The organism is Nostoc sp. CALU 546 (assembly GCF_048836525.1).
This window is the reverse complement of the sequence record NZ_JAWJTF010000011.1, coordinates 69,559-95,694: the sequence shown is the minus strand read 5'-3', so window position 1 is coordinate 95,694 and position 26,136 is coordinate 69,559. Positions and strand designations below refer to the sequence as shown.

Sequence of the window (26,136 nt, the reverse complement as noted above, 5' to 3'; positions counted from 1 at the left end):
TTGCCAAAAACTTTTGGATTTTATAAATATGATTATAATATTTTCACTATCTAAACATATCTAAAGACTTGTAAAGCTTTACAGGGCAGCAGTTTTGAGCTTAAAAAATTGAAAAATATAGGCATTAAATCTTCATGATTTTAATTTATTCCATAAAAAGAGCCGAAGAACCCGAATTACATAACATATCTGGTTATCTTCAACATCTGGTTTCCACCAGGCTGTAGTTCGTATTCAACCTTTTCAATATCTATTTTGTAACCTTTCGAAGTGTAATATTTAACTATTTCATCTAAATGTTGTGAATGTTTCCACATTAAAGTTATCAGGGGAAATATTCTGACTTCTTTCGCAATACGCAACATCTCACCTACTGAATTTAAATGAAAATCGTAATCGAGATGGTCTGAATATAAAAATAATAAATGCGAACAAAGAGCTATATCAAATTCTTGATTATCATAAGCCAATTTTGGTAATTCACCAACTGTATATCTATTACTCTTTTTGCCAGTTTCATAATCAGACAGAAATTCTTGAATAACTTTGACTCGATTTTGTCGCAAATCATCCGGGGATTTATGATAGCTCCATACCCAATCATTCGATGTCGCCTTGACTTGGTTAATGATGTTATCTACCACTTCATTAAATCTTTGCAATATTTCATCACCGGAAAATTGGTATAGTGGATCAACAGAAACTACACTTTTACCCTGACGTGTCATTTCGGCATTAAAGCTTGCTGGCCCATCCCCAATCCCAATGATTCTTTTATTTAAATCTGCATTTGTTAAATTGAATATTTTTATATATTCATCCATCGACCTCCCAAAAGGAACTACTTTCTCTAAAACCATTGCCATAGAATTTACCTCGTCAATAGACTGATTAAAACAGGATAATATAGGAATACGCTTTGATTTCTGAACGAATTTGCGTAGACAGGCAACAGTCAAGAAGGCTTCTTAGTTGTACTGAGTTTTTTCAGAAATCAAATATGAGTCCTATAGTAAACTTAAAATGTTTTATGCATTGCTAGACGGCAATTATTCAGAAGCACGTCAAGTTGTTTTAGAACAGTCAAGGGATTTCTACCTCTAAATACAGCAGCGATCGCAGCTTCATAAGGATTTCTTCCTGTTCTCTTAACAGCATTTATTGCAGCTTGATTTGATAAGCCTCGCATACTAACTAGCCATGCCGCTAACACATGTCCAGTACGTCCAATTCCACCAGAGCAGTGTACAATAACTTTCTCATTTTGTTCATCAGCTTCTATTAAGAAAGGAAGTATTTTCTGTGTGAGGGTTTCTAAATCAGATAAATGGAAATCTGCAATTGGTGCCCAACAAACCACCTGATTCCCAAATTCTTGTTTGTACATTGTGAGAAGATCAGAGAAAGAAGCTAGCTGTTGTTCAGCAAGAAGACAGCAAACACGCTTGATATTTTGGCGCTTCATGAATTCTATCCAATCCTGAACATTCTTGTCAGTGTATCCAGGTCGCGCAGCACCAAAGACTATTTGCTCCTTCTCCCAAGCTGGGGCAAACTTGTACATATTGAACTGTCTAGAGTCGAGGTTAGTAAATCTTACCAATGGCAGAAAATAGCGATAGCTGCGCCAACGCTTTCAGCGATCGCAGTTTAAAAATCCTTTTACACCCGATGCTAACTAAAGTCACTATATCAAAGACTTAATACAATACCTACGTATACACCACTATCTTGCTCTAGGCTGATACAGCATTGCATCCAACCTACCCGGAAGAGAATAAGGTAAATCGAATGGTAATAATAAAGTTTTTCAAGAAATTTTATATTTTTGTGAATTCTCTTGCTGGCTATACTACCTCTAATGCTTATTCTTAGGACTTTTGCAGCTTACCTAGCTACCTTCAGTTCTCACCTTGACTAATTAAGGAGGTTAAGAGAAACTAACTAAATACTGATGCATCTGCTTATAATATTAATAAGTTTTGTAAAGATTCTGAGATATATGTGTTGAAAGATGGAACATTAGTTAACAAATGGCAGGTTTGTATCTAAGTAAAAATGTTCCTACGGCTATATTTGTAGCCTTCTGCTAAGGCAGTACAATTTAAGCGTACTTATCCTGGTTGGCCAAAAGAATGGAGACATTAGAGTTCATAATTTATCCAGACGGTCGGGTACAAGAGAAAGTCACTGGCATTGTGGGTGCTTCTTGCGCTGAAGTTACAGCAGCAATAGAAGCACAGTTAGGGCAAGTACTTAATCATGAGCCAACCTCAGAATATTTCGCCGCCAAGGTGCAGCAATCTAATGTGGCGAATACACACACCACTTACAGCGATTGGTAAGTTTTCACAGTAGTTTAGTGTTATTAATTCACAACCACCATGTCACACTTTAGCCAAATTAAGACTCAAATCCGTAACCTTGATTCTTTGAAAGATGCTTTGACTGAATTGGGCGTAGACTGGAAACCCGGCCCACGCGAAGTCCGTGGCTATCGCGGTCAAACCCATCCTGCGGAAGTTAGTATTGAGCAGGAAAATGGCTACGACATCGGTTTTAGATGGAATGGCAAAGAATATGAACTGGTGGCTGACTTGCAATATTGGCAGCAAGATTTATCTGTAGATGGATTTTTGCGCCAGGTAACACAGCGCTATGCTTATCAAACAGTTGTGAAAGAAACCGCTCGTGTTGGTTTTCAAGTTTCTGAACAACAAAAAAATGAAGATGGTTCAATTCGCCTGGTAGTACAGCGCTGGAGTGCGTAATGGCTGATTTTCTGCCGTCGCCGGAAGAACAAGAAGAGAACCGTTCCGGTTTGGAACCAGAATTAGGGGGTTTCTTACGGGATGCCCCAGAACGTTCTGGTTTGGAACCGGAATTGGGCGGTGTGCTGCGCCAAAATGGTGTTTATGTTGACGAAATCACCTGTATTGGTTGCAAGCATTGCGCTCATGTCGCGCGTAACACTTTTTACATTGAACCAGATTACGGGCGATCGCGCGTGGTTCGCCAAGATGGGGACGCTGAGGAACTTATCCAAGAAGCAATTGACACGTGTCCAGTTGATTGTATTCATTGGGTTGATTACACTGCACTGAAAAACTTAGAAGAAGAGCGCAAATATCAGGTAATTCCTGTAGTGGGTTATCCGGTAGAACAAGCCGTGGCTGCTAGCGAACGTCGGCGTAAAAAGCAAAAGTTAAAGACCAAAAAATCCCGTTATTAAGATAAAAACAAACGTTAAATCAATATAATAAAGGACTGGTATATCCAGTCCTTTAGTTTTTCGTAATACAATACTTGTCGGGTTTTGGGGGAAAGGGGAATGGGAAAGGGAAAAGAAAAAACCTTTACCCCTTAACCTTTAACCTGTTTCCCCAAACCAGATTCCGAGTTAAAAGTGATTAACCGAGGAGTATTGTTTCGTAATATAGTTAATTTTTAACAGCTTTTTAGTAAAGCCTTTTAATCCAAAATTGCTGTAACTCGCTTCATTTTAAATTTAGAGGATCGTGTTGTGAAAGCAATTTTTCTACTTTCGCCTCGTCTAACCTAGCAGTTAATCTTCTAGTTTCGTGCAAGTCTCTAGTAGTTTTTGCCAAAGTAAAAGTTGAGCCAACAGAAAAAGCTAAACCCATACCCATAAATCCTTTTACCCAACTGTTCACAGGTAAATTTACAATACCGAAGGTGGTCATAGAAATAGAAATCACAAAAGCTGCCCAAGTTTGAATAACCCAAGCTGGACTGTCTTTTTGAGTACCAATTGTTTGCATATTTCTTATCTTTGATATGAGTTATTTGTACCAATTCGTAATTAAGAGGTATAAGATTTAATCTGATCCTCTAAACTTTTATTAGATAGTTTGATTTTAGAGAATTGGTGTTAACAGTAATTGTATTAATGGGTAGGTTTACTGGTATCAATAGTAAGACCAGTTTGATAACTGTACTCCAAAAAGTAAGCTCAAGAGCAATTGGAGTGAACTACCCACACTGACTTGGAGTACCAAGTACAGTGTTGGCTTCTGTAATCATGAGGGAGTGCCGCAACTTGGACTTTCGCCCTAGTTTTGGTCTTACCTCCCCTCCTACAGCAGAGACGGCTGAACCTTCCGCCTTTATCATTCTGATACCCTCTGCTCTAATATTTGCGGCTGCGTTTCCATCACGATCATGATGAGTATTACAATGAGGACAAGTCCAGTCACGGACATCCAATGGCATCTCACCTATTTGATAGAAACAATTAGAACAGAGCTTGGAACTAGGAAACCATCTATCAATTTCAACAAACTTTGCACCCTTGCGTTCCAGTTTGTAGGCTAAAAAGTTAGTGAATGTTCCCCATCCTACATCAGATATTGATTTCGCCAATTTGTGATTACGAACCATGCCTTTGACATTAAGATTTTCTACTATGACAGCTTGGCTATCGCTGACCAACTTATAACTAAGTTTATGTAGAAAATCTTGCCGCGAATTACTAACTCGCTCGTACACCTTGGCAACAACTCTTCTATATCTATTTCTTGAATTACTCCCTTTTACCTTACGTCCTAATTTTTTCTGCTTACGCTTGAGATTTTTTTCATGTTTGGCAAGGTGTTTAGGGTTGTCGTATTTAGAAACTTTCTCGCCATCGGTTACAACAGCAAAGTGTTTCAAGCCTAAATCAATACCATATATCTTACCTTCTGAAATAATTGGGTTTTCACCCTCTAACTCGGTCAGTATAGACGCAAGGTATTTACCAGAAGGTGTTTTGCTTACAGTAACAGTTTTGATTTTCCCTTCAATCGGTCTATGTATTTTGGCTTTGATTACCCCTATATTGCCAGGGAGTTTAACATTGCCATCTACAATTTTGACGTTTTGAGGATACTGGATAGACTGTTTTTCATGCCTAGACTTGAATTTAGGGAATCCAGCACGTTTCTCAAAAAAGTTTTTGTAGGCTGTAGTTAGATTGAGTGTCGTAGCCTGTAAAACTTGGCTATAACAATCAGCTAACCACACAGTCTCTTCTGCCTTTTTGAGTGTAGGAAGAAATGCGTTGAGTGCTGCACGGCTAAGTCCTTTCCCTGTTTCCTTATAAGTCTCAATTGACTTATTTAGGGCATAATTCCACCACCAACGAGCGCAACCAAAAGCTTGAGCTAATTGAATTTGCTGCTCAACTGATGGATATAAACGAACTTGTACAGCCTTGTGCAACACTCAACATCACCTCCTGAATATATTTATTTTACCATAATATGTAATTTGTGATAAGTAAGCAAAAGAAAATAATTGTTGACTCGTAATACATCTAATATTTGTTTTTGCTGTGCAAAAAGTTAATATTGGATGCAATCCTCGTCAACCACCTTATATCTCGCCACTGATTTGGAGTACCAAATTCAGTGGGAGACTTACGGCGTAATAGTTAAATAAAAACTGGTACAAACTTTGTACCAGTTTTACAAGTGGCATTAAACAGATTAGTTTACTTATTCATCTGGAAAAGTCTGTACCTTGCCATCAGGACTGAGAACAACTCGAATTCTGACATTTTGTCCGCCTCTATTAGGGGAAACAAAAGGTTTACCCACTTCAGGCATCCCAGTGCTATCAACGAATTCTCTTGCTGGCTTATTAAGGGGAAAAATTCGTTCAACTGTGCCGTCAACGCTGACTATCAAACTGTACTCTAATGTTTGTCCCAGTCCAGTGGGTGGTTGCCAACGTTTTTTGAGGTATTCTCTAGCTTCTGCTATTTGAGGTGTATCAAATAATGTACCAGTAGCCACTTCTGTGGATGTGGGGGGTTTGCGTTCGTCCCCTAATTGATCGATAAAGGGATTGTTCTCCGCAGTTCTAGAGGAAGGAAGTTGTGAAGCAGGTTTTTCTCCAGGAGAAGGTTGCTGTAGAGAATTGATTCTTTCCTCTAGCTGTTGTGAGCTTAGTGACGGTGGTTGGGTAGGGGTATTGCCAGCACTATTATTGGGTATATTGCCAAGAGATGGGGGAACTACAGGTGAGATATTAGTTGGTAAGCTGCCTGCATTAGCAGATAATCTGGGTGGCAAATTCCGCAGTTGAGGGAGAGTACCAGCTTGGGAACTTGATCCTGTAGGGTTCTGTCCCAGATTTGGTAATATGGCAATTTCCTGACCTGGGATTTTGTTGGATGGTGCGTTAGCGCTTGCAGAGCGTCTTGTAGAGAAGTTCGCTGTTCGCGTAGCGTCTTGCAGAGAAGCCATCGCTCCATTAGTGGGAAGAGTTCCAGTCGTCCCTTGAGGTATTGTCAATGCATTATTTGGAAATAGAGGTGGCGGTGTAGACAAACTGGAACTAGGGGCTGTTAGAGGTGCTTGGGGTAAAGTTGATGTGGAAAGTGGAGGGGTGGAACCTAACAAATTATCTGATGGAAGAGTAATCCCGGATTCAGGCGTGGGAAAGTTTAGTGAGGGTGAAGGTTCTAAAGCAGCCTTTATCGCTTCTGGATCTGATGTTTTGGCTGTTTGCTGTTGCTTTTCCCTAATGGTATTAGCATATTGCCAAGTAACTGGTAAAAAACCCACACCTAATACTAATACTGCGGCAATAGGTGCCCAAGCCGGGAATCTCAGAGTCGAACTCGTGCTGTTGAGAGTTGGGAGTGCCATGACATCAGTCGAATATTCATCTAAAGCACTTGCCAAATCAAATAGTTGCAGCAGACTGAGTTGAATTACAGGGCCAGATGAGTGATTGGCGAGAGAACCGAGAAATAAATTGTGAGTTAAATAGCTGCTTGGTTCTAAATGAATATTTGCCCCTGGAATCTGGGTACTAAAGGAATTTAATGTTTTTGTTGAAGACTTTAATTCCGGCTCATCCAGTGCAGTGCTTGACTGCTGGGTACCGGAGAAACTTACCCAAAAGCTCTCTGGAGACTGTTGGAGGAATTCTTGTACGTAGCTGGTGACAGCATCACATAAAGCTTCAAGTTGTTCGCGATCGCCCCGAATTGGAACTCTGTGTTCTTCTGGTAGTCGGGGATCATCAAAACGTAGCTCAAAGCTTAGGTGTTTGAGGACAGTTTTCCCCATCCAACGAGACAGAGGTGAACTTTGCGCGAATACTTCTAGCGTGCAAGTCGGCGGTGTATAGCAACGAATGACAGAATTTGATAGAGGCATGACAGGAACTGCGAAGAAGACTATTTGGGATTTTGCAAAAAATTGAACCAGTTGCTTGCCAGGAAAAGTTGAAACAGCGGATTCCTCCACTCAAAACTTTGTCAGGTTCCTTCCGTAGTGCATTGCCCAAGAGCTAACGACCATCAAAAGAGTTTCCTGATCTAGCAAACAAATCACGAGCGAATTTTGGTTGAGAAATTTCAAATCTAAAATTTAAAATTTTGTTGAACGGTCTATGAGTGCTAGCCAGAGACGGCGATGCCCACCAGGAGCACTGTAAAAAAGTAAATCTACAAGCAGTTTTAGGGCCAGGTTGGTTAGTAAATCCGTTGAGATTTGCTCGTCCTCTTCCATCCGCTCTTGGTAGGTGTTGCAAAAAGCATCAATATAATCTCCAAGTAAAGCAGCCTGGTGAGGTTCCCGGTTATTTTCTGCCATTTGTTCCAACAGGCCGACAGCGCGGCGAATCAATTCCTGGTGCTGTTTGGCTAGGTAGCAGATGATCAGAACAAGCGATCGCGCTTCTTCGACATCTAGCTTTTTTCGCCCTCCTTGACCTTTGCGTAGGGGATTTGATTGGCGCAGTCGCCATAAAGCTACGCGGTCTGGCACTCTTGACTCTAAATTCAGATCAGTTGCCGCCGAAAGCATTGCCTCTGAACCAATCCCAGTTAAGGTTTCTAGGGCCAACAGCACCAAGTCTAATTGGGTTTTGATATTGTCCCATTGAACTGTGTTTGGGGCTGGAAGCTTGATTAAATCCTCCCACTGGGAATTTGGAGTGGCTGAGTTGGCGGCCGAGTGCATAACTTTTAGCATAGGTGATCAAGCTGATAGGGGATGTTGCTGTTACCCATTTTGAAACCAGACTCTCAAGCATCAAGCTTGGTTTCCCATAGCTATGAGCCAGAGGCTTCAGCTAGATTTTTATATGTGGTAAACAGCAGGTATCTTTGTCCTACTCTAGATGAAAATTTATTTTTGACAAAGTAGAAAATTATCAATTCTAGTTAAGGTTTATCCGACTTTCGCAGCTAGTTCCGTACAAGAGTATAAATAAACAATTGTTTTGAATGCTAACTGCTAATTACCCTCAAGTAATTATGTAGAATACCTCCTAATTTGTTTACGGGTTTAAATTTTGAAATTTCTTGATGTTTATTAATTAGTCTTTGTGTATACATAATTACTATACAAATATTTTGGCTGTTTACTACAGACGCTTCTGCTGCTGGACAGCAGTTTCACTTGTGTGCAGCCTGTTATTTCAGTACAGGCTGGGCAACATCAGGACGATTGATGCATTCTTGAAATTGATGACAAACTGAAAAATTTTATCAAGTCAGCATTTGAAGATGTTGGCCAATTGATTATTTCCAACTTAGTTGGTATTATGTCTTCAATCACAAACTACGCACATATCAAAACTCATTTATTACTTTGATGGGTAGAGATAATGGCTAACTCACTGAGTAGTAATAGTAACCCAATAATATAATAACGATGAAAAAGCATTTTTTTGCCTTTTCACTGATAGCTTGTGCTGTCAGTACTGAAAAATGCCGATCCTGCTGGTGAGAAATTAACTGCATATATCCTGTCACAAGAAGCGCAAGAAATTTTGGCAAAGTATGGATTTAGGACTCCCTCTACTTCTGTTCCCGAACATCAGGGTGTGAGTGGAATTTTATCGAACAGAATAAAGGCGTCAGTCGTCAGAATGGGCTAAACCTTAGCTATCCGCTAACAGCAATGTTTTCTGTGAGTTGAATTGTTGTGGAAGCTTTTAAAGATGCACTTAGGTGATTTCCAGAATAAAAATTACCACACAACATTATTCCATCCTAGTGGAAAACGGCTGTTGCCCTCTGCACGGGTAAAATTATTTTGAGAAATCACCTTATAGCTTGACAATTTAATTACTAAAAACGTCAATCGCTTTATCAATGCTGACTAAAAAGTTAGATTATTAGTCTAACTACGCCATCGAAGTGTCTTTTCTTTAATTGGGTTAACAAAAGAACGCCCCTGTATTTGAGATTTAGCAAATTCTGCTTTCAATCTATAATACCAACGGGCTTGGGCATCGGCATCTCCAACTAAAGTTAAGGGTGGATTATGTTTCAAGCCGATTTGTTGTTTAAGCAAAATTTTTTGATCTTGATTGAGAAAACTGCGCGTAAACCATAGTAACAATGGCTGGAGAATAGGAAACCAAGGTAAAGTTGTGTAAAACATCGTTGTTTCCTCAGTCTCAGTTTCGGAAATGGGAGTAATTGCTGTTAAGTTACAAACCATATGTTTCTCAGTAAACACCCGCTCAATACGAATTCCTGGTAAACGAAATGAGATTTCGATCTGTGGATTGCGTCCAATCAAACGATAGAACAAGGTTTGTTGTTCTAGTGGGTGCTTTCGCATGGTAAAGCCATGCAAAGATGGTTCAAAGATTTTGACTACTTCCTTTAGTGTCTCAGGGGAACGCCACCACCACGCCTGGTGAACGAAAGCAATATGAGCAGGATCGATCAATCCGACTACGGCGTGATCAACATCACAGGAAAAGCGGATGGACTCAACGGCTTGGTGGCTTTGATCGGCAAACTCAGGGATTAATGGGATTTCTTCTAATATTAAGGAAGTCTCATCATTTGACATATAAATCCAAATATTTCCTTGTGCCTCTTGTATTGGATAACTTTTCGTTTCACTTACCTTGGCAAAGACTTTTCCTGAGCGATCGCGACTAAAAATTATTAGCTCATTTAAGAGGGTTTTTGAAATTATTTGTCCAGATTTTAGCTGCTTACTGGGTAATGCATAGTACCAAGTATTTCTTAAAAACAAAGGTGTTTTAGCCATATTTAGAATTGGAATCAAAGCAATTGTGCGATCGCAATTTGTGAGTCTAGTTTAAATTAATTCAGGAGAGATATGTTGCAAAAACTGTTTAAGACATAAAACACATCTGTTCTTAGTTGACGACTCACACTGCTGTTTAGTTCAATTCTAAGCAAATGAATGTATTTTATTCATTGGATGCGATCGCTTGAACCGCACTTTGGATTAAGCGAAGCAGGCGCAATGGTTCAACCATTTAAAAACTCAGTGCGGTCGCTAAAAACGGTAGTTTATAATACACTATCCTTTCATTGCGTATTGTTACATCGCTTAACTAATTATCTAAGAGGTTGTTTGAAAAGTAGTATGTTGTGATTTTAATCGAATTATTACCCCCCTTAGTCCCCCCTTATAAAGGGGGGAAACAATAAAATCCAGTTCCCTCACGCCACATGCTTCAAGTCGGCGAAGCCGCCCAACGCAGTGGCTCCCCTTTATAAGGGGAGGGCTAGGGTGGGGTAAAAAAATTTTATACATCAATCATGACTTTTCAAACATCCTCTAAAACTCAAAAAGCCTGCGTAGGCAGGCTTTTTTTAGGTAGCCCCAGACTAAAGGTCTGTGGGCGCTTTCATATTTTTTTAAGAGATTGAATGACTAATTTCAATCAACGTTTCTAACTGCTCCCTTCACTGCGTCGCCTGCATCTTCAGCTGTGCGCTGAACATTTTTACCAGCATCTTCTGCCCCACGCTGAACATTTTTCGTCAAATCTTGGGCTGCATTCTGGGTATTACCCTTCAAATTTTCAAATCCACGCTGAGTCCCCTTAACAACACCTTCCCGTAACTCCTCAGCGGAACTGCCAATATCTTCACCTAGATTCTTCACTCTTTCACCGACAGGTGTACCTTGTTGAAAATTACGGCTATATTGCTCTCGGCTGTCAATTCCCTTTTGCTCAATGTTTCTTTGAGCATTTTTCACTAGTGCCTCAGCCCTGTCATTTGCTGCCTTTTCATCTCTCGCTCTAGGATCTACATCACTAAAGTTGTTCATCCCACCAGCGGGAGAGGAGAGAGGATAATCTTTTGTGGCATCGTATCGTTCGATATTAGGTGCTTGAGCGCCAGGTTGTGGTGGCTGTGTTGCTACTCCCGGAGCGCCACAAGCCTGTGCCATAAATAGAAACATTCCTGCTAAGAAAACAGTTAAAATTTTCAAGGGACGGATATTTTTCAGCCAATTCATTGCTTTTTTCATACTTCTAACTCCCTGCATTTTTGTGACTAAGTTAAACTTCAACCAAGATTGGTATTTGTGAATTATTTTTGTATCCGAACTATTCAGACAAAACAATAACTTTTCTTAATCATACGAATAATAAAATGAATTTTACATCTAGCGCAAGTCACATTTTAATTAGTACAAAAATAATATTTTTATCTAACTCTAGGGAGATATAAACTAAGTTAATATGGTTGTCGTCAAAAGAGCTAATCAAGTTGTTTGATACTTCAAAAGCTTTGCATATATAGCTTATATACCATAAGAGTTGAGGTATTCAGCCATTGTTGCTCTACCGTTAAATTACTAAATTCATGAAACAATTTTTACGCTGGATAATTTTGGGAGGAACGCTGTTTTTTTTGGGGAAAGCTCTGAAGGATAATTGGATTGAGGTGACTGCTATCCGCATTGATGAGGTAGGATGGGCAATTATGGCGATCGCTACAGGGGTCACTTTACTGGCACATACTTGGGCAGGCTGGATCTGGACTTGGATTCTACAAGAGTTAAATCAACCTGTATCATCTCCCCAATTTATCCAAGTTTACCTAAAAACGAACATAGCTAAGTATTTACCAGGTAATATCTGGCATTACTACGGGCGAATTGTCGCCGCCAAAAACGCCAATGTTTCTGCTGGTGCAGCCACCTTAAGCGTTTTGCTCGAACCCCTACTCATGCTAGCGGCTGCTTTAATCATTATTGTCCTATGCAGTAGCCAATTTGCAGCAGCGAATACTACCCTCGTTTTGCAAATACTACAATTGCTGAGTTTAGCTGTAGTCCTTTGTGCGATTCATCCTTGGTTTTTAAACCCAGTTATTCGCTTTTTGCACAAATTGAAAGCAAAAAAGTCTGCTGCTACCACTGAACCAACTGTTCCCTTCAGTCTTAAAAGCTACCCTCTACGACCTTTGTTAGGAGAATTGGGTTTTATGCTACTACGCGCCACTGGGTTTATACTAACTATCTTCGCCCTGGGTTCGTTGAATGCGAATCAAATACCTTTATTGTTAGGGGCTTTTAGCTGCGCTTGGTTATTGGGGCTTGTCATACCCGGTGCGCCTGGTGGTTTAGGTGTATTTGAAGCGACTGCGTATGAACTTTTACGACACCACTTTCCATCTGCCCTAGTATTTAGTGCGATCGCTCTATATCGCCTCATTAGTATTCTAGCTGAAACTGCGGGTGCTGGCCTCGCCTGGTTAGACGAACGCCTTGCTAAATCCTGAATCAGGTAAAACTCATTTTTTTCTATCTACCTTCATCTGTGAAAACACACGATAACCATCCAGGTTTAACTGTGGATTACTGCTTTGTTTCTCTTCTTCCATCTTAATCAAGTTATATTCCACGTTTTCTGCATAAATTGCAAACGTGATATTAAAAATTTCCATAAAATTAATGACTCCCTTGCATTCCTCTTCCGAATACTTTTCATAAAAACGAATCAAGTGAGCAATCCGAGTTTCTAAATGTCTGCGAGAGTTTTTAGAAATCAAAATAATTTTTAATAGTATAATTACCAATGTTAGAGAATGACCTTGACTAATTAATAGTATAAATAATGATGAAGGTTGTTTTCCATTTTCTATTGTCAAGCAATCAATAACTCGATTGCAGGTTCTCAAGAATAATTCTTTAGTCATAATTTCTTGATTATAATCCTTTTTCCATAAGGATAAAACATTTGCAAATTGCTGCCTCCAACTCTCTACTGATTCTTGATTTTCTACAGAAAAAAATAGATATTTTTCCAAGTTTATTTTAAATTCTTCCAGAGTTTGATTTTGAGTTTGCTTGATAAATATATGGGCAATATTTTCATGGCTAAATACACCTCTTTTTAAGACAATGGCTTTTATTAGCCGCAGAGCTTGATCTCCCAAAACACTGGGATTTTTATAGCGTGTCGTGCTTGATACAGCAGATTGAGAACGAGCAATATACATTGCTAGTTCAAACTTAAATTTGTCTTTTATCTGTTTAGAAAGCTTTCTAGCAGCCTCTTGTTGCTCTCTGGGATTATTTTTATTAACAGATTGGTCAATTAATAAATAGGACGTATAGCGATTAGCCCAATGACCTTTAGATGATTCCTCATATTTATTAGCAAATAATTTTAGTTCTTGATAATCTTTGCTGTTGACAAAATTCTCTAGCCAGTTCTTACAAATTTTTACTATTGGATGATTATTGGTCTTTATCTTCAGATTTTCATTAACAAATAAATTAACTAATTCTTGTATATATTTGTCTTTTCGGTTACTTTTCCAATTATTAACTATGATGTAGCAACACCTTTTAAGCGTATTATATAATTCCTGTTCGTTATCATTTAAAAAAATACTGTATATTCCAGGTATATAATCTGAATCCTCTGAATCAAGACCGTCTATAAATAAACCTTTGAATTCCCGTAAAACATCCTCTGGTGACAGTTTTTTGACAATTTCCACGAAGAAGCTATAAACCTCCTCTTGTGCAATTTGCACATTTAGCTGTCTAGAGTTAGACGTAACACAATGGGGATCTTCCTGACTGATTGATAAACTATTAGCGGTCATTTCAGTTATCAGGACAAAAAGGCTTCCTGTTCATATTATTACCAGCTTAACCTTGGTGAACAGTAGTATCAATCTATTCTTCAGAGATTCAGTAATCTTTTTACATAAATTTGATTAACTAAGACTATAAATAAAGTATTAAAGACAAATTGTTTAATACTTCATTAAATAGTCCAGTGAAATTACTTAAGTTTACCTATAAAAGACCATGCATAAAGATATGGGCGAGTTAATCTATGATTAGATACAACTCGCCCATACTTTTTATGGAAGCTTTTTGGCATTTTAAATTTTTAGTGGGGGTGGAGGGACTTGAACCCACACGACCTATTACGGTCAACGGATTTTCATTCTTCCGCAGTTTTCACTGCTACCTGATAGCTATAGCCAGTTCAGGTTTTAAGAATTGGACTCTCCCTTTACCCTCGACTTAACGTTAGGGTAGCTCCCGTCGGGTCTCTGCACCTTCCCTCAATTTTGGGTTTTGGATTTTGGATTTTGGATTGAAAATTAATCCCAAATCTAAAATCGCAAATCTAAAATTTTTGGGCTTGGCTCAGGATTGCCATGTCTGTCACCAGATTTAGGTTTCCCTGAGTTTGAGAGCTTACACTTGAGGGATTTCTCCTTCAAGGCTCAATTATTTAAGTCCGTAGCGTCTACCATTCCGCCACACCCCCGCAGGTGTTTGGCAACTAGTGTAACTAGTTATTTTGTAGAGGCAGCAAATACCCCCTCATCTATTCCACCATCAATTGTGTCTTTTGTCCAACTAGATTGAAAATATTTTTTCCAGACTGTGCGATTGTTTCCCAAAATTAGAAGTTTTCTTTGTTTCCCCGTAATCAATCTGGATGAGTTTTCGATCTTGTTTGATTTAAGCGCTTGCTTGCTGGTAGATTTACGATAATAGCATAAAACTACGTTTTGTTAGTCAATCTGGATATAAAAAAGAAATTCTACCGCAGTAATGTTGAAAGCATCATGACTATACTTCCCTCAGTTAGGCTGTTCAGCCTATGATGGAAAACAGATGCTTAAGACTTGAAAGTTATGATCGTCGCCCTGCTGTATCTGATTTTGGCTGGAGCTTACCTTCTGGTAATCCCGATTGCTGTCTTGCTGTACCTGAAGCAGCGTTGGTATGTAGCTAGCTCCATCGAGCGTGTGTTGATGTACTTTTTGGTGTTTTTCTTCTTTCCAGGTTTGTTGGTTCTATCGCCGTTTGTAAATTTCCGACCCCAACGGCGACAAATTCAAGTTTAACGAGATTGGTAGGTCATAACTCTCATGCGACGGATTGACGCTATTGGAATTGGCTTGGGTGTTTTTATTGCCGGCGGCTTGGCTTATGTAGGATTACAGCTAGTCGGTTTGGATAATCAGAAAGCTGGTATATGGAGCCAAGTCTTACTAATCAGTGGGTTAGTTGGCTGGTTAGCCACCTATTTTTTCCGGGCGGTGGGACAAAAAATGACCTACCATCAACAGCGGGAACAGTATGAGCAAGACTTTCTGCAAAAGCGGCTAGACGAGCTTTCTCCCGAAGAACTCGCACGAATTCAAGCTGAAATAGAACAAGAAGAGCAGTCTCAGGTGTAAAGTTATCATTGGTCAGTTGTCTCATTTGTCCTTTGTAACTTGCCTAGAGCTAATGACCAATGACCAATGACCAATGACCAATGACCAATGACTAATTACCAATGACTGCGATTTCTGATTGCTTTAAAACCCTTGGGCACAATCGTGAGTGCGCTCTGATTCCTTTTATCACTGCTGGCGATCCAGATTTAGAAACCACAGCAAAAGCGTTGCAAATTCTAGATAGTAGTGGAGCCGACATTATAGAACTGGGCATACCTTACTCCGATCCTCTGGCGGATGGGCCAGTAATTCAAGCTGCTGCTACTCGCGCCTTGCAAAGAGGAACGAAATTGGAGCAAGTGCTGGAAATGTTGCAAGGGATTACTCCCAAATTGCGATCGCCTATTGTCTTATTTACTTACTACAACCCAATTTTGCACCGAGGAATTGACAAATTTCTTCAGCAAATTTCTGCTGCTGGGGTCGCTGGATTGGTAATACCTGACTTACCCTTAGAGGAAGCAGCAGGCTTGCTCCAAGCAGCTAGTGAGATGGGAATTGACGTTATCTTGTTGGTAGCTCCCACCAGTTCTGCTGAACGGATAGAAGCGATCGCTCGTTCTTCTCAAGGGTTTATTTATTTAGTCAGCGTTACAGGGGTTACAGGAGTGCGATCGCAACTGGAAAACCGCGTGTCAGATTTACTCCAACAAATTCGTAGTGTTACTGATAAACCCATCGCTGTCGGCTTTGGCATCTCCGAAGCTGCACAAGCCCATCAGGTAATGGAATGGGGCGCAGATGGAGCGATCGTCGGTAGCGCTTTTGTGAAACGGCTAGCAGAAGGAACACCAGAGCAAGGACTAAATGCGATCGCCCAATTTTGCCAAAGTCTCAAGGCAGCCATCAAGACCACCAACACCAGCATAAATACTCCTCTTGATTAGACGGAGAAAGTAGATTAAAAAAGTATAACAGTGTAGTTTTTCTATCGTTGCTTGGTAGACAATTTGACCATTATGGTCTTGAATATTAACATCAGATATCATGGTGTAAAAAAACTAGCTGATATAGTTGCTTATAGTTTGAGTATTATGTGAAATCAAGTAGGCATAATTTATGAGTGTGAGTGTGAGAGTGAGTCAGTCACAAATGATTATAGTTACGTCGCAATCGAGGAGCAAAGGCGATGAGTGAGAGTATGGCGTTTATCGGCGGGGTCGCCGTAGCTGGGCTGGCGGCTCTCGTATTGCTCAAAGGAACAAATACCCCCCTACAACCTAACTTTGCTGTTGCTCCGCAAATGCCAGGTGTCGTAGCGCCGGGAATGCAGCAACCAATGTATTCTCCTTATAACCCTTATGCGCCGCCACCAGTGTATCCCGGTCAGGCTCAACCACCGACTGCTCCCAATACTGACCAGCGCTTAGAGATGGAGAAACTGAACGCGCAAATGCAGCTGGAGCGTTTAAAAAACGACAATGAACAGCTAAAGTTGCAAAATCAACAACTCCAAGGGCAAGTTCAAAATTTCAATACTCAGCAGCAGTGGCAATTAGCCCAGCAGAATAACCAACCAAAATCAGCAGCATTGCAGCCAGAAAATCCTTGGTGGTCTTCACCCATGCTTTGGGCTGTGGGAGGCGCAACTCTGACTATTGGTGGTGGTGTTGTCGTCGCTGGGGTATTGGCTTTGTTCTCACCACGGCAGCGTTCAGCCCGTACTGTACAAGTTATTCACCCCTACCAAGGAAATACACCACCTTTGGTTCCAGTCCGTCGCGCTGAGTTTCTGCCTGCTTCACGGATGGAAGCAAGAAGAGTTGAAGCCCCAGAATACGATGAAATGCACTAATCAGGGAAATTAAACCACAGATTAATACGAATGCACACAGATAAGTTATCTGTGTGCATTCATTGTTTAAAATCATCAACAAAGCTTTTTACCCACTCAGTGCTGAGTGCTGTTAGCGGATAGCTAAGGTTTAGCCCGTGATGAGTAAAAACCCAGTTGTTTCAAGACTTTGATCAATCAAGACTGTCCTAATCTGTGTGACTACGGCTATATATCAATACAGTTGAGATAAGACCAAAACACTTGTCTTGACGACGATTTATTGCTTCTCAAAAACCCACCATTTTGTACAATTAGCCCTTAACCCAAGTGTATTGGTTTATATATAGGCGTTTTCAAGTGTTAAGCGTGGTATATCATCAAATTATTGGAACGGCTCATGTTGGGGCTTTAGACTTTTTGTGTTGAGTACGATTATTGCTTTTTTTTTACTCAGCCTAAAAGGTAAGTAATTAACCGGATTTTATATAGGACTCATATTTGATTTCTGAAAAAACTCAGTACAACTAAGAAGCTTTCTTGACTGTTGCCTGTAGCAAGATTCCCTATTGCCTGCCTACGCAAATTAGTTCAGAAATCAAAGCGGATTCCTATATTAGAGTTTGGACTATCCTTACAAATGAGTTCTTTTTCTCAAACAGAATTTAGACCCGCAACTGATTGATTCTGAGTCCTAAATTTTGATTTCTGAATTATTCTTCAATGAAGCCGATTATTTAGATTAGCAAATCTAGCCTACGTGTTTTTTAAAGTATCCATTAGTTGTATTTTTATTAAAAATTTTAAACCACTTTTTTAAGCCGTAGTCACATAGGTTAGGACATTTTGAAAAAAACCCCAAGGCTAGGAATAGTAATACTTTGACCTCCTGCCTCCAGCAAGAACTGCCTTCTGCCTCCTGCTATATTAGGATCGCAAGGCTTCCATTTTCTCCCTGACTTGAAAAGTTTAGCCCTGATTATTCTTGATAAAAACTCATATTTATTCAGAATTGACCCAATATATAAATGTTTGGGTTGATCGATAGTCATCACCCTCATAAATGTTAAGAAATATCCAGTTCTATAGCAAAAACACCCAGGCAATTGTTAATTCTTAAGGAAATCTTTATGATTTCTATCTGTTACAAATAACAAATGATTATTTACAATAAACAATAAAGCATCATAAGAATTTTTGATAAATATTCTCATGCTTTTTATAGCTAGAAACAACAGGGAATCTCGCACCTAAAAGTTGTAAAACATAACGTTATTAAGCCACTCAAGTTTTCAGATGGCAGCGGGAAGTGAAAAATCAATTATCCCTGATTGTAGGCTGAAGTAAAATATCCAAAACCGAAATCAGGTAGTACAAGGTTTACGTATAATGGCTGACTTTGCACAAACGGAAATAGAACGGCGATTAACTTTATATCAGGTATTCCTCAAGTTGTATGAACACCACAGCAGCCTTCTAGATGAAATTCTCCAGCTAGAAAACCTATCTCAACCGTCCTTGACGAGAGTAAAGGCATGTTACGTACATGGTGTAGTGGATACTAGTGCTGTTTATTTGATGACCAACTTGTGCGACAATCAGACTCAAAGTTTACGACAGCCACAGCGGATCTGGACGATAGGTCGGAATCGTACCAGCGGTATTTACATTGCTGATAGTTATATGTCTCGTCGCCACGCTGCTATTCAACATATTGACGAGCAAGGCTTTTACTTAATAGATTTCAACAGTACCAATGGTTCCTTTGTGAATGGCGATCGCGCTGTTGGGCCGATCAAGCTCAAAGATGGCGATCGCATTCGTCTAGGCAATATGACTTTTGATTTTTTTGTGAATTATACCTGCCGCGTTTTGCCAACTGTCGCAATGGATTTATTGATGCAACTTATGCATCGAAAGAACAACCATACAGTAGAAATGCTTACTTATTCCCAGAATAAACAAAGACCTCTAAATGAAAAACCAGATTCTAATTTAGAGACTTTCAGAAATTCCGCACTATTTGAGAAGCATGGAAATTGGTATGAAAACTTCAGTTCCGAGCAGAAATCAGAAATTTTAGACCGCTTTTTCAGTAGACAAATACCGTCTAATCTCAGGTGACATACTCCACACACTCCCCTGCGGGTGAGTCGTGGGGCTTCTTTTCGTTTAAGCTAAAAATTTGGTAGATCATGTCTGACCTTTCACCACTAAACTTGGGTATTTGGAGGAAACATTGGCTTGAATTTTCTCCCCTCCCCTTGGTGTAACCCCATTCATTCAGCAGCAGAATCATGTATTTGGGTATTTATGGGGTTCTCTCCACTGCTCCCTTTTCTCTTCTCTGACAGGAGGATTGCTAGCAGACAAACAGTTAAAGGTCAAAATATAGAAAAAAAATTAAGAATGTGATTAAATATCATAGCAATCATTTGGAGTGGCATATCTATCTCACAATAATAAAAAGAAAGCGATTCAGGGATTGAGTGAGACAGTTATGCTCTATCCTGACGATAGGAGGATACTGAAGGTCTACCAGCAGTATCAACAAGAATAGCGGTGCGCTCCATCCAATATGGGTAGAAAATCCTGGGACTATCGCCAAAAAAAACCCCCAGTGAGCGTTAGCCAACCAGGGGAGTTAGTTATCAGGGTGCATCTACCAATTAAATGTTCTCAGGTTAAACACCATACTCCGGATAAATTTGTAGAAAGGTCAGTTATTTTTTAAAATAAAAAACCCCAGTTGGTGTTAGCCTACTAGGGGAGTGATTTATCAGGGTGCATCTACTAATAATTTTTACTAGGGGCAGATAGCATCTTCCGGGGAAAATGGTAAAAATCAAGGGTGATGGCAACGTCTACGCTGAAAAAACCCCCAGTGAGCGTTAGCCAGCCAGGGGAGCGAGTTATGAGGGTCAGTTATTTTTTAAAATAAAAAAACCCCAGTTGGTGTTAACCTACTAGGGGAGTGAGTTATCAGGGTGCATCTACCAATAATCTTTACTAGGGGCAGCCAGCATCTTCCGGGGAAAATGGTAAAAATCAAGGGTGATGGCAACGTCTACGCCGAAAAAACCCCCAGTGAGCGTTAGCCAACCAGGGGAGCGAGTTATCAGGTTCATTTATTTTTTAAAATAAAAAAACCCCAGTTGGTGTTAACCTACTAGGGGAGTGAGTTATCAGGGTGCATCTACCAATAATCTTTTCTAGGGTTAGCCAGTATCTTCCGGGGAAAATGGTAAAAATCAGGGTTGATGGCGACGCCTACACAACTAGAAAAAACCCCCAGTGAGCGTTAGCCAACCAGGGGAGTTAGTTATCAGGGTGCATCTACCAATTAAATGTTCTAACGTAAATGGGTCGCTACCGGATAAATTAGCAAAGGTTGAAGTGATTACTGTTTGTTTATCAGAGAAAAACCTCAGAGGGGTTAGTTATCAGGACAGACCTACCAAGTTAAAGGTGGATTAACTTACTTTCTTCATTAGGACTTACGCAAAACTACACGCGGTAGGGGCAATTCATGAATTTTCCCTACGGTAAAATCAGGGTTTCGGCTATTGTTTGCGTAAGTCCTATTCATAAAAAAACCCCCAGTGGGCGTTAGCCGACCAGGGGAGCTAGTTATCAGGGTGCATCTACCAATTAAATGTTCTAGGTTTAACCACCACGCTCCGGATAAATTTTTGAGAAAATTGATTATTGTTGTGTGTCAAAAAAAACAAGAGTGGATATTAACTACATTAGGGGAGTTAAAGATCAAGGGACATCCATCTACTAATCAAGTATTCTAGGATTAAGCACTATTTTCTGGTAGAGAATATCTGCGTCAGAAGTTGCTGTTGTTTGCCAAAATAAAAAAACCCCCAGTGGGTGTTAGCCAACTAGGGGAGTTGAAGATCAAGGTGCATCTACCAATTAAGTGTTCTAGATCCAAGTAATCCGATCCGGATAAAGTTGTAAAGGCAGAAAAACCAAAACAGCACCGAATCAGAAACATTCAGGGGTGGGATGCATCTAAGTTATTAGAGGGAGCGGAAAATCGACTTGAAACTTTTGCGTTTCAAACCAGATTTAGGAGGCGGACAGGAGAAGTTGTGACCCAGGAATTCCATATTTCCGTAACCCCAGTAGGGCAAAATGACTACTTGGTGCGGACGGAACAAGTCGCGCCTGGGGTACCATTGGCAGAAGAATTGGTGACTTGGCCTATAGCTGATTGGTTGATGGCTGCTAGTCATTTGATGAATGATCCGTTGAAGTCGGTGTTGCAAGGAGATCCGTTCGCTTCTGGTGGGCATGAAAGCGATATCGCCAGAAACTCTGTGAATTTGGTAGCGTTGGGTCAACAATTTTATAATGCCCTATTTCAAGGCACTCTCAGAGATAGTTGGATTACTGCCCAAGGTATTGCCCAAAACCATCAACAAGTGCTACGTTTGCGCTTGGGGCTAAAAGATACTAGGTTAGCTCGTCTGCCTTGGGAAGTAATGCACGCAGGCGATCGCCCTCTGGCTACTGGGCCTTATGTAGCTTTTTCTCGCTTCCAAAGTGGAATTTTAGGGGCTTCTCCTTTGCGATCCCTGCGGGGGACTACGCCTACGCGAAATATGTCCACACTGCGTGAACAAGGTAGTGTCAAAGTATTGATGGTAATTGCTTCCCCTTCAGATCAAGTCCGCCTTGATTTACAGAAACAGGAAGCTATCAAACTGCAAGCAGAACTTCACCGTCAAACATCACGACTGGCTGAAGGTAGCAATCGGTTTCCAGAAATTGAACTGACTGTATTAGACCAACCAGGACGGGAAGAACTAACGCAAGCTCTAGAACAAGGCAGATACCACGTTCTCCACTACTCTGGTCATAGTAACTTAGGCGTCAATGGCGGAGAAATTTATCTTGCTAGCCGCAGAACTGGCTTAACAGAAATTTTAACTGGGGACGATCTGGCAGGTTTGCTCGTCAACAATAATATTCAAATGGCAGTGTTTAACTCCTGCTTAGGCGCGTACACTGCTGCGTCCGATCCCTCTGGAGATACTGGCGAACGTAACCTGGCAGAAAGTTTGGTGAAGCGTGGAATTAGAAGCGTTTTGGCTATGTCAGAACGCATTCCTGATGAAGTGGCGTTGACCCTCACACAATTGTTTTACCGCAACTTGAGTCAGGGATATCCTGTGGATTTGTGCGTAAGTCGGATGCGCCAAGGATTAATTTCTGCATATAGTTCTCACCAGATGTACTGGGCATTACCGATTTTGTATCTCCAGCCAGAATTTGACGGTTTTCTGAGTGAGGAAGGTGAGGTATCCGAAAGTGCGGAGTCGCTGAATCAGTATGGTTCGCCTTTAGGTATAACTTCCACGATGTACTCTGCTCTGGGAGATGATTCCGAGATGCCTTTAGGAATGGAAGAAATGATTCCTGCTGGTTTGGCGCGTGACTCTTCTGGGTTAGACTGGCTAGGTGAAGATACTTGGGGCGATTTGGTTGATGAAATTGAGTATGATGACCCAAGCTATGAAGAAGATTCTGCGATAGTTTCGGATTTGTTTCGGCAGTTGGATAACCAAAAAGCTTCAACTGAACCTGATCAACAAATTCGTGAAGATAGTTTTCACCAAAGCCAGATTTCAGAGGAAATGACTTCCCCAGAAGAGGAAGCCGATTTGTGGGGAGAAGTTCCACCACCGCCACCTCAAGTTGTGGGGAACTTTGAAGGAAATCGAGAAAAATCTGAGTTTTCGCGTAGGTATAGCCCGTCGCAGGCATCGCAACCAGCCCCACTAAGGCCTCGTAACCGTCGCCGCAAGCTGTGGCCGATTCTGGGTGTCGTCGGAATCAGTGCATTAGCAGCTGCGATCGCTTTAAATTGGTGGTGGCAAAATCGACCCCAAGCAAATTTGCCTAACATACCAGCAATTCCCACCCAGTCTTTACCTATTCAAAAGCAGCAAAATATTGATTTAGAAACAGCAACCACTGGAATTGTCACCGCCAGCGCTACGGAAAAATTGAGCCAGGGCGACTTGCAAGGTGGATTATTGGCTGTAGAAGAACTACTCAATCGTGGCGCATTGGCTGCGGCTGACACTGCCCTGAAAGTAATTCCCCCTAAACAAGCTGACGATCCATCTGTGAACTTTTTCAAGGGACGATTAGCGTGGCAGTCTATCCAAACTGGAGACAATAACTATAGCGTTGATGATGCCCGCCGTTACTGGGAAACTGCTGCCAAAGCTAAACCAGAATCGCTTTTGTATAATAACGCTTTGGGATTTGCTTACTACACAGAAGGTAATCTGAATCGAGCCAATGATTCTTGGTTCAAGGCTTTGAATTTAGCTCTTAAAGAGCAGAATTCAGACTCTAGTGCCGCAACGTCTACAAATACGGCAGTCCCTCAAGATGCTTTAACTTCTTATGCTGGTTTAGCTCTTGGATTGTATAAATCTGCACTCAGTCAATCTAGTGGGAAGCAGACACAGTATCTCAATGAAGCGATTAAGTTGCGGCAAATGGTTCTAAAGTCTGATCCAGTAAATTTTCAGGTAGATAAATTAGCTAAAAATTGGCTGTGGACAGAGAAGGCGATCGCAGATTGGCGATCGCTCCTTCAGGAAAAGAGCGAAGAACAGTAATCGTAATTTGTTGCAAGTGAAAAGGGCGGTTAGAAACCGCGTCTACACAGACAAAACACACCTCCGTGGGTTTTAAACCATCAATTTTTCCTTAGTCCGCGCAGGCGGACTTCGTTTGTATAGCCGCGAATTCCATTCGCCGGGGCTTTTATTTATTACCTTGAAACTGCTTAATAATATTGCTAATTAAAGGCAACTGTTCCAGTACTATTTTTGTTAAATCTACAAAAGATTTCTCAGAAAGGCGGTCATCTTGACGAAGTTGCAGAACGCCGATTAAGACAATAAATATTGCTGTACCAATAATTGCTAAAGCTAGATAATGAAATGGTAGCGAACCACCAAAGAATGCAATTAAACAAAATACAACTACAAATACAAATAAATAGAACATTCCATTTCTAAACGCAAACGGAAGCGTAACCTGCACTTCTGGTTTAGAATTATCTTCCTGTTTAGATGGTTCTGTCATAAAATTATTCTCTTGCTTTGATGGCTGAATTACATTATTAATTGTTACAACGACATTTTCCCTTCTTGTCTCAGAGGAATTAGGCAGAAAATCGCCACCCATCTGCTGTTCTGCTTTCAGTAACTCCTTTCTGTCCATCACATCATCAATTAAGCCCAAGACATTAACCATTTGATAGCTTTTTTGACATTGAATGCGTTCTTGCCTATCGGCTACAAACTGTCGCAATATCTCAAAAGGGTAAAAGTGTGGCTCTTGGCTATCTTTGCAGGTGTCACAATTACAGGGAATTAACTTGTTGTACTTTAGTCGCTTGTACGAGTCATGAATTTTATCGAGTTCATGTGTAACTATGGTCATCAAATCTCTTTTGTGACGACCTGAGACTCGAATCTTAATCTCCCGCTTACCGTAATATTCAATCACCTCCGCCTCCGTCTGGTCTTTGCTGAGAACAACGCCGCTTTTCCATACACATTGTTGTTCATTCATCAACTCATTCATGGCGACGATAAACTGGGTGATGATGCCTTTGGGCATGAAGTCATATTCGTAACGCAGAATCAGGTTTTCGGTTTGATTCCAGGCATAGAGGGGTTGATTAGCAGATAGCAGTTGTGGGGCAATATACTTTCCTTGGCTTCTAGGAATTTCGTAGCACAGCTTGAAGTTGATCATCAGACGCAAGAGTTCATCATGCATCGTGGCGTATTCGTCTTCACACCAGATGTTTGCCAAGTCAGACCGGGTGAAACTGCCTAGATTGCTAATCACCTTTTCATTATCCAGCACTTTGTAGACTGCATCAGTTCCCCACTTGGGTTTGAGGATGACAGTCTTGTTCAAAAGTGGGTCTTGCTGGAAGTGCAAGCATACTCCCAAATCGTGCAGATAGCTGCTCAATTGCAACTTGTCATTTCTTTCGGTGAAGCCATTTTGTTGGCAGATGTTCAGGTATTCATCCAAGTTGATGTGATTGCGTGCCTCACTCTCCAAAGCTTCCCGGACTCTAACCCAGGTTTTTGGGAGGGGACTGCCAATATGGGGCAGACTTTTAACGTAATGCTTGATTTGTTCTAAAACTTGTTCTAAACCCCTGTTGCTAGCAAGGTTTGTTGGTAAAGTCTCCTTCAAATTAGTAAACTGCCCCCGTAACTCACGTTCATTAATTTCTCGGTGGCGGTTTTGCTTCTCATTTTTGATGATTAACAGTGGACTGTTATCACTCAACAGTTCTACTACATTCAGCCAGTAATAAAAATCTGTGTCTTCCTTGCGGGTATCTGCTACTAAAAGATAGAGGGAACGCTTGGTGAGGAAAAACTGGTGAGTAGCATGGTAAATCTCTTGTCCACCAAAATCCCAGATGTTGACTCGAAATTCTCGCTCATCTTTTATTGGGAAATCCCACCGAATCACCTCAATTCCTTTTGTAGAGTCTTCCTCTCGGAGTTGATAATTTTGGTCTTCAATTTTCTTCGCCAGTGTTGTTTTCCCTGCTCCACCTTCGCCGATAATTAGTAACTTTGCTTCATACAGATAATCTGTGCCTTCTGCTTGCAGTTGCCGGAGATAATCCTTAATCGCCTTAATACCTTTTTCAACAACTTCTGGCGGTGGCTTTTCGATGGGGTTGCCGCTTAAATCCAGGGAAGTGAGTTGTTGTAGGCGAGCGATCGCTTCTGGCAGCGTCGTTAATTGGTTGCTGCTTAAATACAGGGAAGTG

At 40.7% G+C, this 26,136-nt stretch carries 22 protein-coding genes; 11 read left to right on the top strand and 11 right to left on the bottom strand.

Going from position 1 to position 26,136, the window contains the following annotated elements:
* Nucleotides 1–176: 176 nt before the first annotated feature.
* Entirely contained in the window at nucleotides 177–866 is a 690-nt protein-coding gene (locus RRG12_RS08290) for an SAM-dependent methyltransferase (protein WP_069069211.1), read from the bottom strand.
* Nucleotides 867–1,018: 152 nt separating this feature from the next.
* Nucleotides 1,019–1,564, bottom strand: coding sequence for a protein-tyrosine phosphatase family protein (locus tag RRG12_RS08285; RefSeq protein WP_069069210.1), 546 nt, complete (start codon nucleotides 1,562–1,564; stop codon nucleotides 1,019–1,021).
* A gap of 571 nt (nucleotides 1,565–2,135) precedes the next feature.
* Between RRG12_RS08285 and RRG12_RS08280 the strand changes: the two genes are divergently transcribed.
* From RRG12_RS08280 to RRG12_RS08270, 3 genes are read left to right on the top strand one after another with little or no spacing between them, the layout of a single operon-like run.
* Nucleotides 2,136–2,345, top strand: a complete 210-nt coding sequence (locus tag RRG12_RS08280) for a DUF2997 domain-containing protein (RefSeq protein ID WP_012406943.1) — start codon at nucleotides 2,136–2,138, stop codon at nucleotides 2,343–2,345.
* Nucleotides 2,346–2,384: 39 nt separating this feature from the next.
* Entirely contained in the window at nucleotides 2,385–2,771 is a 387-nt protein-coding gene (locus RRG12_RS08275) for a DUF1257 domain-containing protein (RefSeq protein WP_012406942.1), read from the top strand.
* Nucleotides 2,771–3,232 (top strand): ferredoxin, encoded by a 462-nt coding sequence (locus tag RRG12_RS08270; protein WP_069069208.1) that lies wholly within the window; start codon nucleotides 2,771–2,773, stop codon nucleotides 3,230–3,232. Before RRG12_RS08275 ends, RRG12_RS08270 begins: the two co-directional genes overlap by 1 nt.
* 265 nt (nucleotides 3,233–3,497) lie before the next feature.
* Here RRG12_RS08270 and RRG12_RS08265 read toward each other — a convergent pair whose 3' ends face one another.
* The 4 genes from RRG12_RS08265 to RRG12_RS08250 form a co-directional block, all read right to left on the bottom strand.
* Entirely contained in the window at nucleotides 3,498–3,782 is a 285-nt protein-coding gene (locus RRG12_RS08265; protein WP_069069207.1) for a YiaA/YiaB family inner membrane protein, read from the bottom strand.
* Nucleotides 3,783–3,993: 211 nt separating this feature from the next.
* A complete protein-coding gene (locus RRG12_RS08260) occupies nucleotides 3,994–5,226 on the bottom strand; it encodes an RNA-guided endonuclease InsQ/TnpB family protein (protein WP_420758945.1) in 1,233 nt (410 codons plus the stop codon).
* 272 nt (nucleotides 5,227–5,498) lie between these two features.
* Complete coding sequence (locus RRG12_RS08255) at nucleotides 5,499–7,172, bottom strand: DUF4335 domain-containing protein (protein ID WP_420758944.1); 1,674 nt, start codon at nucleotides 7,170–7,172, stop codon at nucleotides 5,499–5,501.
* Nucleotides 7,173–7,385: 213 nt separating this feature from the next.
* Entirely contained in the window at nucleotides 7,386–7,991 is a 606-nt protein-coding gene (locus RRG12_RS08250; protein ID WP_069069205.1) for a DUF3038 domain-containing protein, read from the bottom strand.
* A 721-nt stretch (nucleotides 7,992–8,712) separates the two neighbouring features.
* On the opposite strand from RRG12_RS08250, the gene RRG12_RS08245 reads away from it, so the two are divergent.
* A complete protein-coding gene (locus tag RRG12_RS08245; protein WP_420758943.1) occupies nucleotides 8,713–8,901 on the top strand; it encodes a hypothetical protein in 189 nt (62 codons plus the stop codon).
* Between the two features lie 245 nt (nucleotides 8,902–9,146).
* Here the strand turns inward: RRG12_RS08245 and RRG12_RS08240 are convergent, their stop codons facing one another.
* The gene (locus tag RRG12_RS08240) at nucleotides 9,147–10,034 is read right to left on the bottom strand and encodes a 2Fe-2S ferredoxin (RefSeq protein ID WP_069069204.1); all 888 of its coding nucleotides are present in this window, start codon (nucleotides 10,032–10,034) and stop codon (nucleotides 9,147–9,149) included.
* A 642-nt stretch (nucleotides 10,035–10,676) separates the two neighbouring features.
* Nucleotides 10,677–11,276, bottom strand: coding sequence for a hypothetical protein (locus RRG12_RS08235; RefSeq protein WP_069069203.1), 600 nt, complete (start codon nucleotides 11,274–11,276; stop codon nucleotides 10,677–10,679).
* Between the two features lie 338 nt (nucleotides 11,277–11,614).
* Between RRG12_RS08235 and RRG12_RS08230 the strand changes: the two genes are divergently transcribed.
* The gene (locus RRG12_RS08230) at nucleotides 11,615–12,535 is read left to right on the top strand and encodes a lysylphosphatidylglycerol synthase domain-containing protein (RefSeq protein ID WP_420758942.1); all 921 of its coding nucleotides are present in this window, start codon (nucleotides 11,615–11,617) and stop codon (nucleotides 12,533–12,535) included.
* 12 nt (nucleotides 12,536–12,547) lie between these two features.
* Here RRG12_RS08230 and RRG12_RS08225 read toward each other — a convergent pair whose 3' ends face one another.
* Nucleotides 12,548–13,870, bottom strand: a complete 1,323-nt coding sequence (locus RRG12_RS08225; RefSeq protein ID WP_420758941.1) for a hypothetical protein — start codon at nucleotides 13,868–13,870, stop codon at nucleotides 12,548–12,550.
* A gap of 1,053 nt (nucleotides 13,871–14,923) precedes the next feature.
* Between RRG12_RS08225 and ndhL the strand changes: the two genes are divergently transcribed.
* From ndhL to RRG12_RS08200, 5 genes are all read left to right on the top strand, one after another.
* On the top strand, nucleotides 14,924–15,136 hold the full coding sequence (gene ndhL / locus RRG12_RS08220; RefSeq protein WP_069069200.1) for an NAD(P)H-quinone oxidoreductase subunit L: 213 nt from the start codon (nucleotides 14,924–14,926) through the stop codon (nucleotides 15,134–15,136).
* Nucleotides 15,137–15,160: 24 nt separating this feature from the next.
* On the top strand, nucleotides 15,161–15,472 hold the full coding sequence (locus RRG12_RS08215) for a DUF3007 family protein (RefSeq protein WP_069069199.1): 312 nt from the start codon (nucleotides 15,161–15,163) through the stop codon (nucleotides 15,470–15,472).
* Between the two features lie 101 nt (nucleotides 15,473–15,573).
* Nucleotides 15,574–16,401 carry a tryptophan synthase subunit alpha gene (trpA, locus tag RRG12_RS08210; RefSeq protein ID WP_420758940.1) on the top strand — a complete coding sequence of 276 codons (828 nt, stop codon included), beginning with the start codon at nucleotides 15,574–15,576 and terminating at the stop codon, nucleotides 16,399–16,401.
* 242 nt (nucleotides 16,402–16,643) lie between these two features.
* Nucleotides 16,644–17,309, top strand: coding sequence for a heterocyst differentiation related protein (locus RRG12_RS08205; protein WP_069069197.1), 666 nt, complete (start codon nucleotides 16,644–16,646; stop codon nucleotides 17,307–17,309).
* 1,368 nt (nucleotides 17,310–18,677) lie between these two features.
* The gene (locus RRG12_RS08200; protein ID WP_420758939.1) at nucleotides 18,678–19,412 is read left to right on the top strand and encodes an FHA domain-containing protein; all 735 of its coding nucleotides are present in this window, start codon (nucleotides 18,678–18,680) and stop codon (nucleotides 19,410–19,412) included.
* Between the two features lie 869 nt (nucleotides 19,413–20,281).
* Here the strand turns inward: RRG12_RS08200 and RRG12_RS08195 are convergent.
* Nucleotides 20,282–20,416 carry a hypothetical protein gene (locus RRG12_RS08195; RefSeq protein WP_420758938.1) on the bottom strand — a complete coding sequence of 45 codons (135 nt, stop codon included), beginning with the start codon at nucleotides 20,414–20,416 and terminating at the stop codon, nucleotides 20,282–20,284.
* A gap of 975 nt (nucleotides 20,417–21,391) precedes the next feature.
* On the opposite strand from RRG12_RS08195, the gene hetF reads away from it, so the two are divergent.
* Nucleotides 21,392–23,938 (top strand): cell division protein HetF, encoded by a 2,547-nt coding sequence (gene hetF / locus RRG12_RS08190; RefSeq protein ID WP_420758937.1) that lies wholly within the window; start codon nucleotides 21,392–21,394, stop codon nucleotides 23,936–23,938.
* Between the two features lie 148 nt (nucleotides 23,939–24,086).
* Here hetF and RRG12_RS08185 read toward each other — a convergent pair.
* Nucleotides 24,087–26,136 (bottom strand): COR domain-containing protein (locus tag RRG12_RS08185; RefSeq protein WP_420758936.1); only part of this gene is annotated, 2,050 nt, incomplete at its 5' end.